Raw genomic sequence first — 15939 nt, forward strand, 5'->3', positions numbered from 1 at the left:
TGAAAAGTGTCCTATGCAGGGCACTTTTTTTATGCCTTAATAAACTGGCATGTAGTTTCATGCACAAAAATAACACGAACACTAAAAGGATATTTTATGAAACGGTCGAAGATTGCATTGGCGATGACGTTCTCAATTTCTGCATTATTTTTAACCGCATGTAATGACGATAATGATAGTTATACGGGCGGGGATTCAAACAAAACATATTTATCGGAAACCACTTATTCCAAGGATAAAGTGGATAATGCCTCATCAATCAAAATCATGACTTATAACATGGTCAATGTCCAAGGTCGGACTGCTAAAGCAACCGCACTGGTGATGATGCCTAAAGTTGCTCAGCCTGCTGACGGTTATCGTGTGGTGGTGTGGGAACATGGTACGGTTGGGGTAGGTGATAGCTGTGCACCAAGTAACAATAGTGTGAATCCACGTTTTAAAATCCTTGCGGATAGTTTACTGGCAGCAGGTTATGTTGTCATTGCGCCTGATTATGAGGGTTTAGGCACCCCAGGTATTCATCCTTATCTGAATTTAGGCAGTGAAGCTAAGTCTGCCATTGCAGCGGTAAAAGCAGCCAAAGATCATTATGGAACAAAGCTTAATGGGCAATGGATGTCGATTGGTCAATCACAAGGTGGCCAAGCTTCTTTGGGCACTGCAGAATATGCAAACGCTGATGCAAGTTATAAAGGAGCCGTTGCTGGTGCGCCTGCATCCAGCTTAGGTAAAATTATTTTAGAAGTTGCACCAGCAGCTTTAGCAAATATTGAATCCCAAGAAATAGCGGCAGGAGTACCTTTAGCAAACCGTATATCGGTTGACTCCTATGCAACCCTATTGGCTTATGCTGCATTGACAGGAGTGGGGATCAAAGCCTATGAACCACGATTTAATTATCGTGATATTTTCCAAGAAAGAGCTAAATCGCTTGCCGAATTTGCAGAAGGAACAACAGGTGAAAATGGACTATGTTTGGATGATGGAAGTGATCCAAGTTTAAGTCTGATTGAAAAGTTTAAAACGGATATTATCCAATTTATGACTGCTAATCCAGATAAGAAGGTTATGGATTATCCGGGATTAGATACGAATAACTTCAAGAATAATCAAACGGTTCAAAAATTCTTGTTAGATAATCAACCTGGAACTAAACGACTAGATAAACCTGTGTACATTGTTCAGGGAACTGCGGATACCAATGTGCCGTTCCCAGTAACCAAAGCATTAGTTGAGAATTTAAAGGCTCTAGGATCAGCAAGTGTCACGCTTGATCCTGTGGCAAATGCAAAGCATACACAAGCCATTGTATGCCGAAATCTTCAGGTGTATAACTTTGTTCAAGCACAGATGCCGGCAAATACGAATATTGTGATAGATCCTGCGAAGATTGATGCCAGTAAAGATGAACAATGTACAGGGATTAAACCATAATTCTTTGAAATTGATCTGTTGAGTTAATTAAAAGAGTCTCTTTATCGAGGCTCTTTTTTGTTATATTGTTGCATTCTTAAAATTGATGTCGTTTGAGTTTAAAGCAGCTATGAGCCAGCAACCTGTTGAAAAAAAATCAGTCCCTTGGTTATTGATGGGGCTAGGATTATTGATCCCTATTTTTATTGTAGGTATGGCTTTCCTGGCAGCAAAAAGTGATGCGCAGACCAAGAAGAAATATGATCAGCAACATGCGGAAATCGCCAAAAAGTTTGAACAGCAGAAAAGTGCTGAGTAAACGCAAAAAGCTGAATAATCTCTTTCCAGATCTCTTGTTATCGAATATCCATCTGTAACTGTTTTACAGATGGAATCTGGGTATAACGTTGAACCTGATAACCCGCCTCTTGTAACATCTGATCACGTTTTTTATCTTCGGATTCCTTTCCTATATGACTCGGGTCATCCAGTTCAATAATCGCCAGTACTTTCATATCCTGATCTAAAACCACAAAGTCGGTGACCTTACGATTGAACTTACTGCGAATTTTATAATGATCGCTGGTAATCAGGGCACTAAAGGCCACTTGAGCAAGTACGTGATGCTGTGGAAAGGCTTGTTGCAGACGAATAAACATCCGTGATTCAAAATTTGTAATGACAGGACGTGCAAAAAATTTCTGTTTGGGAAAGAAGGGGCGTAGGCAGCTATAAAGCAGCCAAGCTGTACTGATCAAGCCAATAGTCAGGAACAGGAGATGATTCGATTGAAACATAGATTTAATAGCGTACAAAGAAAAAACCCACTCGATAAGAGTGGGTTTTTTAGAATCTTGGCTCTCCCACCTGGGCTCGAACCAGGGACCTGCGGATTAACAGTCCGTCGCTCTACCGACTGAGCTATGGGAGAATCTGGAACGAATTCTAGGGCTTAAATGCAGGTCCGTCAAGTAAAATGAGTATGAATAATAATCGCTTAACAAAAATATTGTGGATTAGCGGGCAACCTGATTACATTGTGCCAGTTCAGGAGAGCGTGCATCCCAGCTGGCGCCTGCCGAGTTTTTATAATAACTAATCTTGCCAATACGCAGCACAAGGCTTTGGCAAGAATCTACCGATAAGGCATTGCCCCAAGGGCCAGACATGCTACATACCTTTCCATTGCACTTCCAGACCACATTGGGGCCATTCTCAATCGAAACAGTCACAGTGCCTTTGTAGCTGGAACCAGCATACCAGGTGGTTTGAGCTGCCATCGCAGGGCTACAGAAAAATATTGCGCACACCAGGATTTTTTTCATTATTTGCTATCCCTAATATAATAATGAAATTTTATTTTAGATGATAAAAAGAGCTATGGTTTAAATTTGTACGATATTCAACATGAAATGAACAGATTCATCGTAATTCAAATGAAGCATTATTTTTTTAGGCGTAAAAATAAAAAGCCCAGATCAATGATCTGAGCTTTTAGAATCTTGGCTCTCCCACCTGGGCTCGAACCAGGGACCTGCGGATTAACAGTCCGTCGCTCTACCGACTGAGCTATGGGAGAATCTGAGTGCCATTATAGGCAGCTTTTAAAATCGGTCAAGCTAAAAATGTCATGTTTCCTTCATTTTTGTGTCGTATGCTTTTTATTTGCACAATTACGCGAAAGTAGGAAAAATAACTTGAACTTTAATCATGCTGTTGCTAGATTCGAATTAGAAAGAACGTTTAGATATTCATCTAAACAGTGTGGATTTAACCCTACTTGCCAGCACTAAAATGGCTAAACCGGAGGTCGAAATGACTATTCTTAATATTCAATCTATTTTTTCAAACTTTTCTTTTTATCAAGACCATTATCTCGAAATCATTCAGGATCCGGCGCAATATTATACGCCAGTCGAACATGCATTCTTAAATACCTTTCCTTTTAAGCAACAAGCCTTGTATTTGGGTGATTTATTGCAATTATGGTTTGGAAATAAATGGAAAATTCAGAATGCTAATAACCTGTTAATACAAAAAAATACCTTAACACTCGATCAGGATTCCGCCCTGTATTTATTTCAATTGGGTGGAGAACTCTTTTTAGGCGCAAATACTGCATTGGCATGGTCTGTTGCAGAGCAGAAGGTGGTCACAGTACAGGTTAAAAGTATCTGGCAATACGCAGTGTTTAGCCATTTGTGCATTCGACCAAAGCTGTTCAAACAAAATAAAGCCATTGCATAGGGCTATGATGAAATAGCCCATTGGCTTTCATTTCGGTTTATGGGCGAATAATCATGCAGGTCGCAGTCGCATGAGCGTATAGCTTGCCTTCTGCATCAACAATTTTGCCTTCGGAAATGCCTAAATTTTTACTGATATTAACTATATTTCCAGTGGCAATGAGCTTCTGATTTCTTGGAACAGGGCGGCACATTTTAATATTGAGATCAATGGTGCCGTAGCCTACACCAGCTTCTAAAAGGGTATGCACAGCACAACCTGTTACCGAGTCCAGTACTGTTGCAGCAAAACCTCCATGTACACCTCCGAGAGGATTCAGGTGTCGTTCATCGGCTTGTACTTCAAATTTGATATAACCTTCCGCAACTTCAATAGGTTGCATGGGAATGGTCTCGCTAATACTGGCGGGTGGAATTTTCCCTTCACACATGGCGGTTAAAAATTCAAGTCCATTCATTTCTTTTGGATGTTTCATCTTATATTTCCTTTTATAGTTCTAAAATAGAACTTGTTGATAACATAGCCTTGAGAGATCAGTCTGTCAATATTGCGCATCTATTCGCTGAGTATGTTGTAAATTCTAAGTTACTCGCGAAATGCTTTGTTCTATGATGGTTATAAATGTCTTTATAACAATTTTGAATAAAAGGTAAATTTATAATGAACGGACAATGTGTATGTGGCGAAACCACTTTTGAAGTTGAATTAAGTAATCATGATGTACATGCCCTTGCGACGTATACGTCTCATGTTCTATCTGTCGTAGACAGACCAGTGGCGTGATTATGACGCTTGATATCGAACAGGGCAGTTTAAAATTTTTAAAACAAGACCATCTCTCTATCTATAACTCATCGGCATGGGGAGAGCGTGGTTTTTGTAATGCGTGTGGAACAACTTTATTCTGGCGCACTAAAGATCAGAACTATTGCAATATCAATGCATTTTCTCTGAATGAACCACCTGAAGATCTAAATTTGGATCTGGAAATTTATATTGATTGCAAACCCGATTTTTATACGTTTCAGAATCCGACCAAGAAGATGACAGAGGCAGAGGTCATTGCACTCTTTAATGAAGAGCCCCAAAAATAGCTTGGGCGGAATATCTGGATAAAAGAATCACATAGAAAAAAAGCTTCCGTCTGGAAGCTTTTTTTTATAGCAGAACTTATTTTGCAGCTTTTTCCGCTTCGATTGATGCAATGGCAGCGTCTACGCCGTCAATTGAATCAGCTGCTTTTTTGATACGTGCTAAAGCATCAACCAGCACTTCATCTGCAGTTGCATAAGAGATACGCATAAAACCGCCTAAACCGAATGCATCGCCAGGAACTACGGCAACACCAGTTTCTTCAAGTAACCATTCAGAGAATTCTGTGCAAGATTTTAGACCTTTGGCACGAATCAATGGACGGATGTTGGCGTAGGCATAGAAAGCACCATCAGCGGGTAAGCAAGAAATACCTTTGATGTCATTTAGGCCATTTACGACTAAGTCATGACGGCGTTTGAATGCTTCAATCATCGGCTGTAAGACATCTTGTGGGCCATTCAATGCCGCTTCAGCCGCAACTTGCGAAATTGAAGTTGGGTTAGACGTTGATTGAGACTGGATTTTTTTCATTGCGCCAATGATTTTCGCAGGGCCCGCTGCGTAACCAATACGCCAGCCTGTCATTGCATAAGCTTTAGACACACCGTTTAAAACGATGGTGCGGTCATATAAGTCTGGTGCAACCGTTGCGATGTTGTAGAACTCATCGTCCCAGCGGATTGGTTCGTACATGTCATCAGATGCAACGAATACTTGTGGGTGACGACGTAATACTTCAGCCAAAGCTTCGAGTTCAGCTTTGGTGTAGATCATGCCAGTCGGGTTCGATGGGCTGTTTAAGACCACTAAACGTGTATTTGGAGTAATTGCCGCTTCCAGTTGTTCTGGGGTGATTTTGAAACGTTGTTCTTCACCACATTTCACGATGACAGGCGTCCCTTCCGCAATGATTACCATATCTGGATAGCTGACCCAGAACGGCGCCGGAATAATCACTTCATCGCCTTTGTTTAACAAAGCCAGTGCAAGGTTAAAGAAACTTTGTTTACCACCACAAGACACCAGAATCTGGTTGGCCTGATAATCGAGATTATTATCGCGTTTAAGTTTTGCAATAATTGCTTTTTTTAAGCTTGGAGTACCGTCTACCGCTGTATATTTAGTAAAGCCTTTATTAATGGCTTCAATGGCAGCATCTTTGATGTGTTGAGGTGTATCGAAGTCTGGTTCGCCTGCGCCTAAACCAATCACGTTTTTACCTGCAGCTTTTAACTCAGCAGCCTTGTTGGTTACTGCAAGTGTAGGGGACGGTTTGATAGCATTGACACGATCAGAGAGACGTACGTCCACGGCATTATTCCTTCTTATGGGATTAAAAAATAAAAAGCAGCTTATCTTAGCCTAATTAGGCTTCATTGTGGCCGAAACTTGCCTTAATCGTATAAAAAGTTACCAAAATTTAGTTCTTGCAGGCTTTCTATTTTTTTACATATTTTATTTTTATCAAATGCATAAAAATCCATTACAATAGCGGCTAGAAATCTAGATTTCGAGAGAATTTCAATGAGTACCCAGCAACCTAAAGCAAAAAAAGCTTTAGTGAAATTACCCTTCCCGATGCCATCTGCTCAGGATGATTCTGAGGATGCGGCGCATAATCAGGTTCGTCCAAAACCTGAGCAATACGCAGATCGTACCTGGATGCCACCACGCGGCACACGCCGTTCGATGGGGAAGCGTTAAGAGAAAAGCCAATCAATCTGATTGGCTTTTTTGTTTTTAATGGCGATTTAATGGATGTTGTATTTCTAGTTCACCACGCCACAGTTTGATAAAATCATATTCATCAATATCGTAAAGCTCCATCAAGGCAATAATCACACTGACAAAAATCATTGCGCCTTCCGACTTGTCATGGAAATTAAAAATCTTGCCGTTGAGCTTGCCGAGAATATCGCTGATTTCATGTTCACGTCCACGACCATAGCGGTCACGTGGATAAAGCTCTTCATTTAAAACCACCAGTGCAATGGCTTTTTCGGCGGCCGTTAAAGTAGTTTTATCCAGTGCTTCTTCAAAAGATTCATAACCATGATTGAAGTAGAAAATTACTTCATCATTGATAAAGGCCTGCACTGTGGCTGCAGTTAAATTGGGAAATTGGGAAACCGCATCCTCTTCAATATAAGGGCGGAATGATTCGGGAAAAATCACATTGGAATGAATGCCTTTAAATAATGGCGCGATTTCAGAGACTTTATAACCAGCGATACCACAACCTAGAGCCGTCAAAAAGTATTTCATTTTTGCATGGTTCTTGGCGTAGATTTTGAAATCATCCACATAATGCTCGATCTGGGCGAGTGGCATTTGTTGTAAATGTTCATTCAGGGTGGGTATTGCAAAGCTTTGTCCAGCCCAACCACGACCAACTCCTGTGACTGCTGCAAAATGTTGTGCTGCGACGCGGGCAGCGCCGCTGTCGTGTATACCTGCCAGATTGCTGCCAAAAACAAAGACTGTATCTTCTGGGAGTTCCGTTACAATTGTTTCATCGTGGTATTGGTAAGACATATTTTTACCATTGAAATCGAGTATAACTTCATGTTGCAGTTGATTGGGCAGATGGTCAAGTAAAATCTACCAAATTGCATGGCACAAAAGATTTCACAAAATCATCGATGCAACACTTTAAATCAATAACATTTTCCCCCATAAATAGAGATTAAGTTTTAGTGTAGGAATGAGCTTGTGAGCGAAAACCAGCCTTTTGAGTTAGTCACCAATTATCAACCTGCGGGCGATCAACCTCAGGCCATTGAGAAGTTGGTCAGTGGTATTAACCAGGGTTTTCGTAATCAGTTGCTGCTTGGGGTAACCGGTTCAGGTAAAACCTATACCATGGCCAATGTGATTGCTCAAACCCAACGTCCAACCATTGTGATGGCACACAACAAAACCCTTGCAGCTCAGCTGTATGGTGAGTTCAAGGCCTTCTTTCCGAACAATGCGGTAGAGTATTTCGTCAGTTACTACGATTACTACCAGCCTGAAGCGTATGTGCCATCTTCAGATACCTTTATTGAAAAAGATTCGGCGATCAATGATCACATTGACCAGATGCGCTTGTCTGCGACACGTGCTTTATTAGAGCGTCGTGATGCGATTATCGTGGCTTCGGTTTCTGCGATTTATGGTCTGGGTGATCCAAATGCCTATATGCAAATGCTGTTGCATATCGTGCAAGGGGATCGGGTTAGCCGCGATGACATTATTCGCCGTCTGGTAGAAATGCAATACACCCGTAATGAGCTGGAATTCTTGCGCGGTACTTATCGTATTAGGGGGGAAATTATTGATATTTTCCCTGCGGAATCGGATAAGGATGCAATTCGTGTTGAATTGTTTGATGACGAAGTTGATTCGATTCGCTGGTTTGATCCATTGACCGGAAAACTGGTACGTAAAGTTCCGCGAGTAACGATTTATCCAAAAAGTCACTATGTTACGCCAAAAGACCATTTAACCCGTGCCATTGATACCATCAAAGATGAATTGAAAGACCAACTCAAATTTTTCAAGGATCATGACAAATTACTGGAAGCGCAACGTATTGAGCAGCGAACCCGTTATGATCTGGAAATGATGCAACAGCTCGGTTATACCAACGGGATCGAGAACTATTCACGCCATTTGTCTGGTCGTACCGCAGGTGAGGCGCCGCCAACTTTATTTGATTATGTGCCTGAAGATGCCTTGCTGATTATTGATGAGTCGCATGTGACGGTCCCTCAGATTGGTGCAATGTATAAAGGTGACCGTTCACGGAAAGAAAATCTGGTCAATTATGGTTTCCGTTTACCAAGTGCTTTAGATAACCGCCCAATGAAATTTGAAGAGTGGGAGCGGATCGTTCCGACTACGGTTTTTGTAAGTGCTACGCCAGCGCATTATGAACTGGAAAAATCTGAGCAAATTGTGGAGCAGGTGGTTCGTCCGACGGGGCTGATTGATCCCGAGATTGAAGTACGTCCGGTGTTGACACAGGTCGATGATGTCTTGTCCGAGATCAATATTCGTAAACAGCTGAATGAACGTGTGCTTGTGACCACCTTAACCAAGCGTATGGCGGAAGATTTAACCTCCTATCTCAAAGAGTATGGGATTAAAGTCGCTTATCTGCATTCGGATATTGATACGGTGGAACGGGTCAAGATTATCCATGAATTACGTACCGGCGTGCATGATGTACTGGTCGGGATTAACTTGTTGCGTGAAGGTCTGGATATGCCCGAAGTTTCTCTGGTGGCGATTCTGGATGCCGATAAAGAAGGTTTCCTGCGTTCAGAACGCTCCTTGATCCAGACCATTGGGCGTGCTGCACGTAATGTGAAGGGTAAAGCGATTTTATATGCGGATCGGATTACCGACTCTATGCGTAAGGCCATGGATGAAACCGAGCGCCGTCGCAATAAACAGATCGAGTTTAATGAAGCACATGGCATTACCCCGCGTAGTGCAGTCCGTCAGGCGATTAAGGAAATTGATACCGGTGAAGTGCTGAACGATGATGAAATTGATGAAAACGTGCTTGAACAGGCACCAAGCATCAGTGCAGACGAACAGCACCTTTTATCTGATCCAAAACTGTTTGCAAAACATATCAGCAAACTGGAAAAGGAAATGCTGAAAGCCTCGAAAGAACTACAGTTTGAGCAGGCAGCACGATTGCGTGATGAAATTGTGCGTTTAAAAGCACACATGTTGCAATCTTAATTGCGCAGAGAAACCCTCAAAAGTGATACATATCGCAACAGTTTTTGTTTATTAAATAGGCTATTTTGAAGTGCTAAGTATATGACTATTGATAACAAATTTTGTTTTGAGGATTTCTCATGCCATTGATTAAGAATTTCCCGAAAGCCAGTTGGCGTTTAGCAAAGATAGCAGTGGGTGGGGTGGTTTTAACTGGATTGGCTGTTGGAACCATTGCTTATGCTCAGGCAAAGCCTTTACCGACTGTAGAAAAAGTAGAACTGGATAAATATCTGGGCGTCTGGTATGAAGTCGCCCGAAAACCGATGTTCTTCGAGCGTAAGTGTGCCTATAACATCACTGCCACTTATACTGTCAATGAGAATGGCAATATTGTAGTTGATAACAAATGCTATGACAGTGAAGGAAATCTACAGCAAAGCGTGGGTGAAGCCTTTGTTGCCAATGCACCATTTAATACCAAATTGCGGGTCAGTTTTTTGCCTGAGGTGGTGCGCTGGGTGCCTATGGCACGTGGTGATTACTGGATTTTGAAGCTGGATAATGATTATCAGACCGTACTGGTAGGAGAGCCGCGCCGTAAATATTTATGGGTATTGTCTCGAACACCCCATCCGCATAAAGAAACCATTCATGAATATTTAAATTATGCAAAATCACTGGGCTATAATATTAGTGATGTGATTTATCCTGAACATCGTTAAAATAAGATAGACTTGTTTAAAAACCATGCATGCATGGTTTTTTTATTTTTAGATAGTGGATAAATCACGTATTTTTTTATTTCCCCATGTAGAGGTTCAAAGTGGTTAAAGGTATCGCTTATTCAGTTTTGGCTTCTATTACATTTGGGGTTTTATATTTTTATACTCAGCTGCTGGGCGCACTGGACAGTGAGCAGACCTTTGGCTGGCGGATTATTGCGACATTGCCAGTTATAACCCTGTTTATGTGGATGAGTGGCGATTTGATCCATATCAAAACCATCTTTAAAAGAATTTTAGCAAAGCCGCTTTTATTACTTTTTCTAATGACCACTTCGGTCCTGACCTCAGCGCAGTTATGGCTGTTCCTGTGGGCCCCCATGCATGGACGCGGTTTACAGGTGTCATTAGGTTATTTTCTTTTGCCGCTGGTGTTGGTCCTTGCTGGAAGCATTCTTTATGGAGAAAAACTCTCAAAATTCCAATGTCTTGCTGTACTGCTTGCGGTCTTTGGAGTAGGGCATGAAATCTGGCGTTTAGGCAGTATGGCCTGGGAAACGGCTTTTGTTGCGCTGGGCTATGCAGCCTATTTTATTCTACGTAAAAAAATCCAGACCGATAATCTGGGTGGTTTTTGGTGGGATCTGTTGATTATTCTTCCTGTCGCCATTTTCTTTACACAAACGGGCGACATGCCTTTTCTCAAGTTTCTCGAACATCCGAGTCTGATTCTTGTGGTGATTGGTCTGGGATTATTAAGTGCGATTGGTTTAGGCAGTTATATTCTGGCCAGCCGTTATTTGCCGCTGATTATTTTTGGTTTGCTGGGCTATCTGGAACCGGTGCTGCTGGCACTGGCATCATTGCTCATGGGGGAGAAAATTGGCGCAGAAGAGTGGCTGACTTATATTCCCATCTGGTTAGCAGTAGTGGTATTGGTGATTGAGGGAGCAATGCATCTTTATCAGCAAAACCAGCGTAAAAAACACTTGGCGTTCAATCTGCAGCAGTATTCTAAACGCGTCGATTTAAACGATAAGAGCTAGAAAAATCTGCGAATACGACAGGAATTATCAGTAAAACTGCTATGGTTGTGATGTAAATCACAGCTATTATGATGAAAGAAAAAGATTTTTACCTAAATTCACAAAAATAATTATAGGTATTTTATGAATTTATAATCAATTAGGACAAAATCTTAGCTCGTTGAGCAGCTTTTGATTCAATCTTGATGATAATTCTATTACAATTATGGCGTTTTAAAAATTCACGCCCAGTATATATAAATTAGAGGACGTAACAGTGAGCAAAGACACTATCATTGCCCTACACGCAGAACACCAAGGTCGTTGGAAAAACCGTGAAGAAATCGCGGAACGTATGATTACCTTAATCGGTCAATTATACCGTGAGAAAAATATTGTTGTTTCTGTTTACGGCCGTTCTTTAATTAACCGTTCAGTGATCCAGATTTTAAAAACGCATCGTCGTACACGTATGCTTGATGTTGAACTTTCTGTGGTAAATACCTTCCCGATTCTGGAAGCGTTAATGAAAGTTGAAAACATCGGTTCTGCTGAAGTGGATATCGGTAAACTTGCGGTTGAATATAAAAATGCAGGCGGTGATGTAGACGCTTTTGTTGCTAACGCTGTTGCTTCAATTCAAGGTAACCCAACTGCTGGCGCGCCTAAAGATGTTGTACTTTACGGTTTTGGTCGTATCGGTCGTATCTTGGCTCGTTTAATCATTAGCCAGTCTGGTTTAGGGCGTGGTTTAAGCCTTAAGGCCATCGTGGTCCGTAAATCATCTGATGGTGACTTGGCGAAACGTGCTTCATTATTACGTCGTGACTCTATTCACGGTACTTTTGACGGTACGATTTCTGTAGATGAAGAAAACGAAGCAATCATTGCCAATGGTCAGTTCATTAAAGTGATTTATGCATCAAGCCCAAGCGAAGTGGACTACACTGCGTACGGTATTGAAAATGCACTTTTGATCGACAATACAGGTAAATGGCGTGATGCTGAAGGCCTGAGCCAACACTTGCAATGTGCAGGCGTTGCACGTGTTGTATTAACAGCACCAAGTAAAGGCGAAATGAAGAACGTTGTATTTGGTGTGAACAACGGCGATATCCTGGATGAAGACAAAATCATCTCTGCTGCAAGCTGTACAACCAACGCAATTACCCCTGTATTAAAAGTTTTAGACGACAAATACAAAGTATTGAATGGTCACGTTGAAACTGTTCACTCTTTCACAAACGACCAGAACCTAATTGATAACTATCATAAAGCTGACCGTCGTGGTCGTGCTGCAACGTTGAACATGGTCATCACCGAGACCGGTGCTGCGAAAGCGGTTGCGAAAGCGTTACCTGGCTTAAAAGGTAAGTTAACAGGTAACTCTGTTCGCGTTCCAACACCAAACGTTTCGCTTGCAATCTTGAACTTAAACTTAGAGAAAGAAATTGATCGTGAAGAAGTGAACGAATACATTCGTCAAATCTCGATCAATTCTAAGTTACAAGGTCAAATCGGTTATACCAACTCAACTGAAGTGGTATCAAGTGACTTTATCGGTTCACGTACAGCAGGTGTGTTTGATGCGCAAGCAACCATCGCTTCTGGTACACGTTTAACGGCGTATGTTTGGTACGATAACGAAGTGGGCTATAGCTGTCAGGTATTACGTATTGCTGAACAAATGTGTGGCGTAAGCTATACCAAAGTTCCTGCTGAAACAAATGCATAATTTGTTTGCATCGCAATAAAAAAAGCCCGGTTTTAAACTGGGCTTTTTTAATGACTGTACAGAATATATGCTGAATAAAACATAAAAATCGATGAGAATACAGGAAAAGGGACATAATTAAATAAGGGATAGAGCATTGTTGCAGTTCAGACGTTTATTCGTGGTATTTGCTTTAATTGTTGTGGCCAACTTATGTGGCGTATATATCGCAATGTGGGTATTTAAGCATTTTAATATTTATATCCCATTGAAAAATCAGGATGTTGCGATTGATCTGCAAGAGCCGCTGCAGGTGCGGGTAAAAGTGAAAGATGCCTTAAATGTCGATGTCAATGGGCGTGTTGATGCCAAGATTCCCATCAATGAGCAATTGAATGTACCGCTGACCCAAACCCTGACGCCGCGGGTGTACTTTGATAGTCAGGTTCCGATCAGTACAACCATTCCTGTCAAAGAAACTATTAAGGTCAATCAAAGCCTCCCGATTGATACCAAGGTACAGGTTAAAATTTTAGGCAAGGATGTGACGCTGCCTTTAAAAGGATCGATTCCATTGCAACTGGATGTACCGATTGATATTCAGGTGCCATTACAACAAAAAGTACATTTGAAGTTTGATGCGCCAGTGCGTACGGTCCTCAAGGAAAATTTAAATATTCCTTTAAAGGCACAGTTGAATGCCAATATTCCCATTCAAGGCAATTTAAATGTACCGATTACCTCGGAACTGAATGCTTCTGTGGATGTAAAAAATACCTTGCCTGTCAAAATTGCACAGGGCGAACTCAAGATTCCTCTATCTAGTATGTATCTGGGACGTGTAAAAACACAGACCGTGGATGAGCCAGCGACACCAGCCGATATCAAGGTGGGGGAGTGATGGATATCACCAAGTCAGTAAAAAGTATGCTGATCAGTTTTGTGATCGTGACCACCTTGGTGGCGATCTTATTCTGGTTTTATCTAAATATTCAGGCTTCATTAATTGTGTCTGCACAGCAGGCCGATATTCGCTTGCCTGAATCATTAGCGACCAAAATTCAGGTTGGAGATCATTTAACGGCCAAGTCTCAAGGGCAACTAGATACTGTGCTGGATATTGATCGCAGTTTGAACTTGCCTTTAAAAGGTAAATATCTGGCCGATCTCAGCTTTGAGGTTGAAACCCCGATTACGGTGGATATTGATTATGAAACCGTCCTGAAAGTCGATGATGTGGTACCGATTGAGACCAATACCGATCTGATCTATCAAAACAAATTATTGCCGAAATTCCCTTTGAGCCTGAATATTCCGGTAAAGCTGGACATCCCGTTTCAATTGAAACGCACCTATACCGTACCGGTAAAAATTGTATTTGATGGTCCGGTACATTTTGCCTTTGATGAATCGATTAATCTGCCTGTAAAACATCAGTTTAAACCCAGCTTCTATATGAATGATGCGATTAATATGAGCAAAATCTCGTCTTTTGATGCCATCATGTATAACTCGGTACAGCAGACCAAAGCCAATCTGGATATGCAAATGGCCTTACCCTTAAAAAATGTAAAACCGTAAGCGAGGTTTTCCAGTGGTTAAAAATCAGTCGATAAATATTCTGTCAAAAAGGATCTTTTACGATGATAAATTGTTCAATTTGATTGTTGAAGCAAGAATAAAACCAAAAAAATCAATTTGCTGATTTTTCTATTCGAGAATTTTCTTAAAATGTGGCAAAATACTCCGTTTTAAAGAATTCAGAGGATTGGCACATGCGCTTTGTTGATGAAGCAGTCATTACCGTAGAGGCTGGCGACGGTGGCAATGGCGTAGCCAGTTTTCGCCGTGAAAAATTTGTCCCTTTTGGTGGCCCGGATGGTGGTGATGGGGGACGTGGCGGAAGTATTTACATCCAGGCGGATGATGATACCAGCACACTTGTTGATTATCGTTATACCCGTCGTTATCGCGCAGAACGCGGTAAAAATGGTTCGGGTGCAAACTGTTCAGGCCGTGGCGGTGAAGACGTTATTTTAAAAGTACCAGTCGGTACAACCATTGTTGATACTGAGTCTGGCGACATTATTGGTGACCTGGTCGCTGATGGTCAACGTGTCAAAGTTGCCCAAGGCGGTGATGGTGGTTTAGGGAATACTCACTTTAAATCGTCAACCAACCGTTCCCCGCGTAAATGTACACACGGGATTAAAGGTGAGTACCGCGAAGTCCGTCTAGAGTTAAAAGTACTTGCAGACGTTGGCTTATTGGGTATGCCGAATGCAGGTAAATCGACATTTATCCGTGCAGTCAGTGCGGCAAAACCAAAAGTTGCCGATTATCCGTTTACCACAATGGTACCCAACTTAGGTGTGGTCGATGCCGACCGTCACCGTTCATTTGTGATGGCGGATATTCCAGGACTGATCGAAGGCGCGGCAGAAGGTGCAGGTCTAGGGATTCGCTTCCTTAAGCATTTGGCACGTACCCGTATCCTGTTGCATATCGTTGATGTTCAACCAATTGATGGTTCGGATCCTGCCCATAATGCCAAAGCGATTCTGGGTGAATTGGTGAAGTTCTCACCAACCTTGGCGAAACTTCCAGTGGTACTGGTTCTAAACAAACTTGACCAACTTCCAGAAGAATCTAAAGAAGAGTGGTGTCAGCACATTCTGGATGAATTGCAATGGCAAGGCCCTGTATTTAAAACCTCTGGTTTGATGTCTGAAGGCACCAAAGAGGTCGTGTACTATTTAATGGATCAGATCGAACAACAACGTGAACGTGAAGTTGAAGATCCAGAGTACGCAGCAGAAGTTAAAGCATTCCGTGAGCAGCTTGAAGCTGAAACACGTGAACAAACCATCGCAGCTAAAGAAGCCTATCGTGCCATGCGTAAAGCTCAGCGTGAAGCTGGTCTGGACGATGACGAAGACTTTGATGACGATGAGGATGAAGGCGATGTAGAAAGTATCTACATTCGTGACTAGTGAACCGA

16 protein-coding genes, 2 tRNA genes and 1 pseudogene are annotated in these 15939 nt (G+C 41.8%); 12 read left to right on the forward strand and 7 right to left on the reverse strand.

Annotated features, from left to right (window positions below):
* Nucleotides 1-96: 96 nt before the first annotated feature.
* Both ACNQO6_RS11240 and ACNQO6_RS11245 read left to right on the forward strand, forming a co-directional pair.
* Nucleotides 97-1437: a lipase family protein gene (locus tag ACNQO6_RS11240; RefSeq protein ID WP_440209006.1), complete on the forward strand. Its 1341-nt coding sequence runs from the start codon at nt 97-99 to the stop codon at nt 1435-1437.
* Between the two features lie 109 nt (nt 1438-1546).
* On the forward strand, nt 1547-1735 hold the full coding sequence (locus ACNQO6_RS11245) for a hypothetical protein (RefSeq protein ID WP_343578803.1): 189 nt from the start codon (nt 1547-1549) through the stop codon (nt 1733-1735).
* 37 nt (nt 1736-1772) lie between these two features.
* Here ACNQO6_RS11245 and ACNQO6_RS11250 read toward each other — a convergent pair whose 3' ends face one another.
* The 4 genes from ACNQO6_RS11250 to ACNQO6_RS11265 form a co-directional block, all read right to left on the reverse strand.
* On the reverse strand, nt 1773-2213 hold the full coding sequence (locus tag ACNQO6_RS11250; RefSeq protein WP_032883180.1) for a DUF2726 domain-containing protein: 441 nt from the start codon (nt 2211-2213) through the stop codon (nt 1773-1775).
* A gap of 58 nt (nt 2214-2271) precedes the next feature.
* Nucleotides 2272-2347, reverse strand: a tRNA-Asn gene (locus tag ACNQO6_RS11255).
* Nucleotides 2348-2432: 85 nt separating this feature from the next.
* Nucleotides 2433-2741, reverse strand: coding sequence for a hypothetical protein (locus tag ACNQO6_RS11260; RefSeq protein WP_440209007.1), 309 nt, complete (start codon nt 2739-2741; stop codon nt 2433-2435).
* A 178-nt stretch (nt 2742-2919) separates the two neighbouring features.
* A tRNA-Asn gene (locus ACNQO6_RS11265) sits at nt 2920-2995 on the reverse strand.
* 236 nt (nt 2996-3231) lie between these two features.
* Here ACNQO6_RS11265 and ACNQO6_RS11270 point away from each other — a divergent pair.
* Complete coding sequence (locus ACNQO6_RS11270) at nt 3232-3663, forward strand: hypothetical protein (RefSeq protein ID WP_343578805.1); 432 nt, start codon at nt 3232-3234, stop codon at nt 3661-3663.
* 37 nt (nt 3664-3700) lie between these two features.
* Here ACNQO6_RS11270 and ACNQO6_RS11275 read toward each other — a convergent pair whose 3' ends face one another.
* Complete coding sequence (locus ACNQO6_RS11275) at nt 3701-4138, reverse strand: PaaI family thioesterase (protein ID WP_440209008.1); 438 nt, start codon at nt 4136-4138, stop codon at nt 3701-3703.
* A 185-nt stretch (nt 4139-4323) separates the two neighbouring features.
* Here ACNQO6_RS11275 and ACNQO6_RS11280 point away from each other — a divergent pair.
* Nucleotides 4324-4757 (forward strand): annotated as a pseudogene (locus ACNQO6_RS11280) (GFA family protein).
* Between the two features lie 76 nt (nt 4758-4833).
* Here ACNQO6_RS11280 and ACNQO6_RS11285 read toward each other — a convergent pair.
* A complete protein-coding gene (locus ACNQO6_RS11285) occupies nt 4834-6069 on the reverse strand; it encodes a pyridoxal phosphate-dependent aminotransferase (protein ID WP_262763403.1) in 1236 nt (411 codons plus the stop codon).
* 213 nt (nt 6070-6282) lie between these two features.
* On the opposite strand from ACNQO6_RS11285, the gene ACNQO6_RS11290 reads away from it, so the two are divergent.
* Complete coding sequence (locus ACNQO6_RS11290; RefSeq protein WP_005231643.1) at nt 6283-6462, forward strand: hypothetical protein; 180 nt, start codon at nt 6283-6285, stop codon at nt 6460-6462.
* A 36-nt stretch (nt 6463-6498) separates the two neighbouring features.
* Here ACNQO6_RS11290 and ACNQO6_RS11295 read toward each other — a convergent pair whose 3' ends face one another.
* A complete protein-coding gene (locus ACNQO6_RS11295; protein ID WP_032874351.1) occupies nt 6499-7293 on the reverse strand; it encodes an A1S_2505 family phage non-structural protein in 795 nt (264 codons plus the stop codon).
* Nucleotides 7294-7470: 177 nt separating this feature from the next.
* Here ACNQO6_RS11295 and uvrB point away from each other — a divergent pair, with 177 nt between their 5' ends.
* From uvrB to cgtA, 7 genes are all read left to right on the forward strand, one after another.
* Nucleotides 7471-9495, forward strand: coding sequence for an excinuclease ABC subunit UvrB (gene uvrB, locus ACNQO6_RS11300; protein WP_440209009.1), 2025 nt, complete (start codon nt 7471-7473; stop codon nt 9493-9495).
* Between the two features lie 119 nt (nt 9496-9614).
* A complete protein-coding gene (locus ACNQO6_RS11305) occupies nt 9615-10199 on the forward strand; it encodes a lipocalin family protein (protein WP_440209010.1) in 585 nt (194 codons plus the stop codon).
* A 101-nt stretch (nt 10200-10300) separates the two neighbouring features.
* On the forward strand, nt 10301-11245 hold the full coding sequence (rarD, locus tag ACNQO6_RS11310) for an EamA family transporter RarD (RefSeq protein ID WP_440209011.1): 945 nt from the start codon (nt 10301-10303) through the stop codon (nt 11243-11245).
* 256 nt (nt 11246-11501) lie between these two features.
* Nucleotides 11502-12959 (forward strand): glyceraldehyde-3-phosphate dehydrogenase, encoded by a 1458-nt coding sequence (locus ACNQO6_RS11315; protein ID WP_005231638.1) that lies wholly within the window; start codon nt 11502-11504, stop codon nt 12957-12959.
* Between the two features lie 136 nt (nt 12960-13095).
* Nucleotides 13096-13839: an MFS transporter gene (locus ACNQO6_RS11320; RefSeq protein ID WP_440209012.1), complete on the forward strand. Its 744-nt coding sequence runs from the start codon at nt 13096-13098 to the stop codon at nt 13837-13839.
* Nucleotides 13839-14519, forward strand: coding sequence for a hypothetical protein (locus tag ACNQO6_RS11325; RefSeq protein ID WP_343578814.1), 681 nt, complete (start codon nt 13839-13841; stop codon nt 14517-14519). Before ACNQO6_RS11320 ends, ACNQO6_RS11325 begins: the two co-directional genes overlap by 1 nt.
* A 194-nt stretch (nt 14520-14713) precedes the next feature.
* Nucleotides 14714-15931 carry an Obg family GTPase CgtA gene (gene cgtA / locus ACNQO6_RS11330; protein ID WP_005231635.1) on the forward strand — a complete coding sequence of 406 codons (1218 nt, stop codon included), beginning with the start codon at nt 14714-14716 and terminating at the stop codon, nt 15929-15931.
* Nucleotides 15932-15939: the final 8 nt, after the last annotated feature.

The sequence above is a fragment of the Acinetobacter calcoaceticus genome, assembly GCF_051947995.1.
Taxonomy (GTDB): Bacteria; Pseudomonadota; Gammaproteobacteria; order Pseudomonadales; family Moraxellaceae; genus Acinetobacter.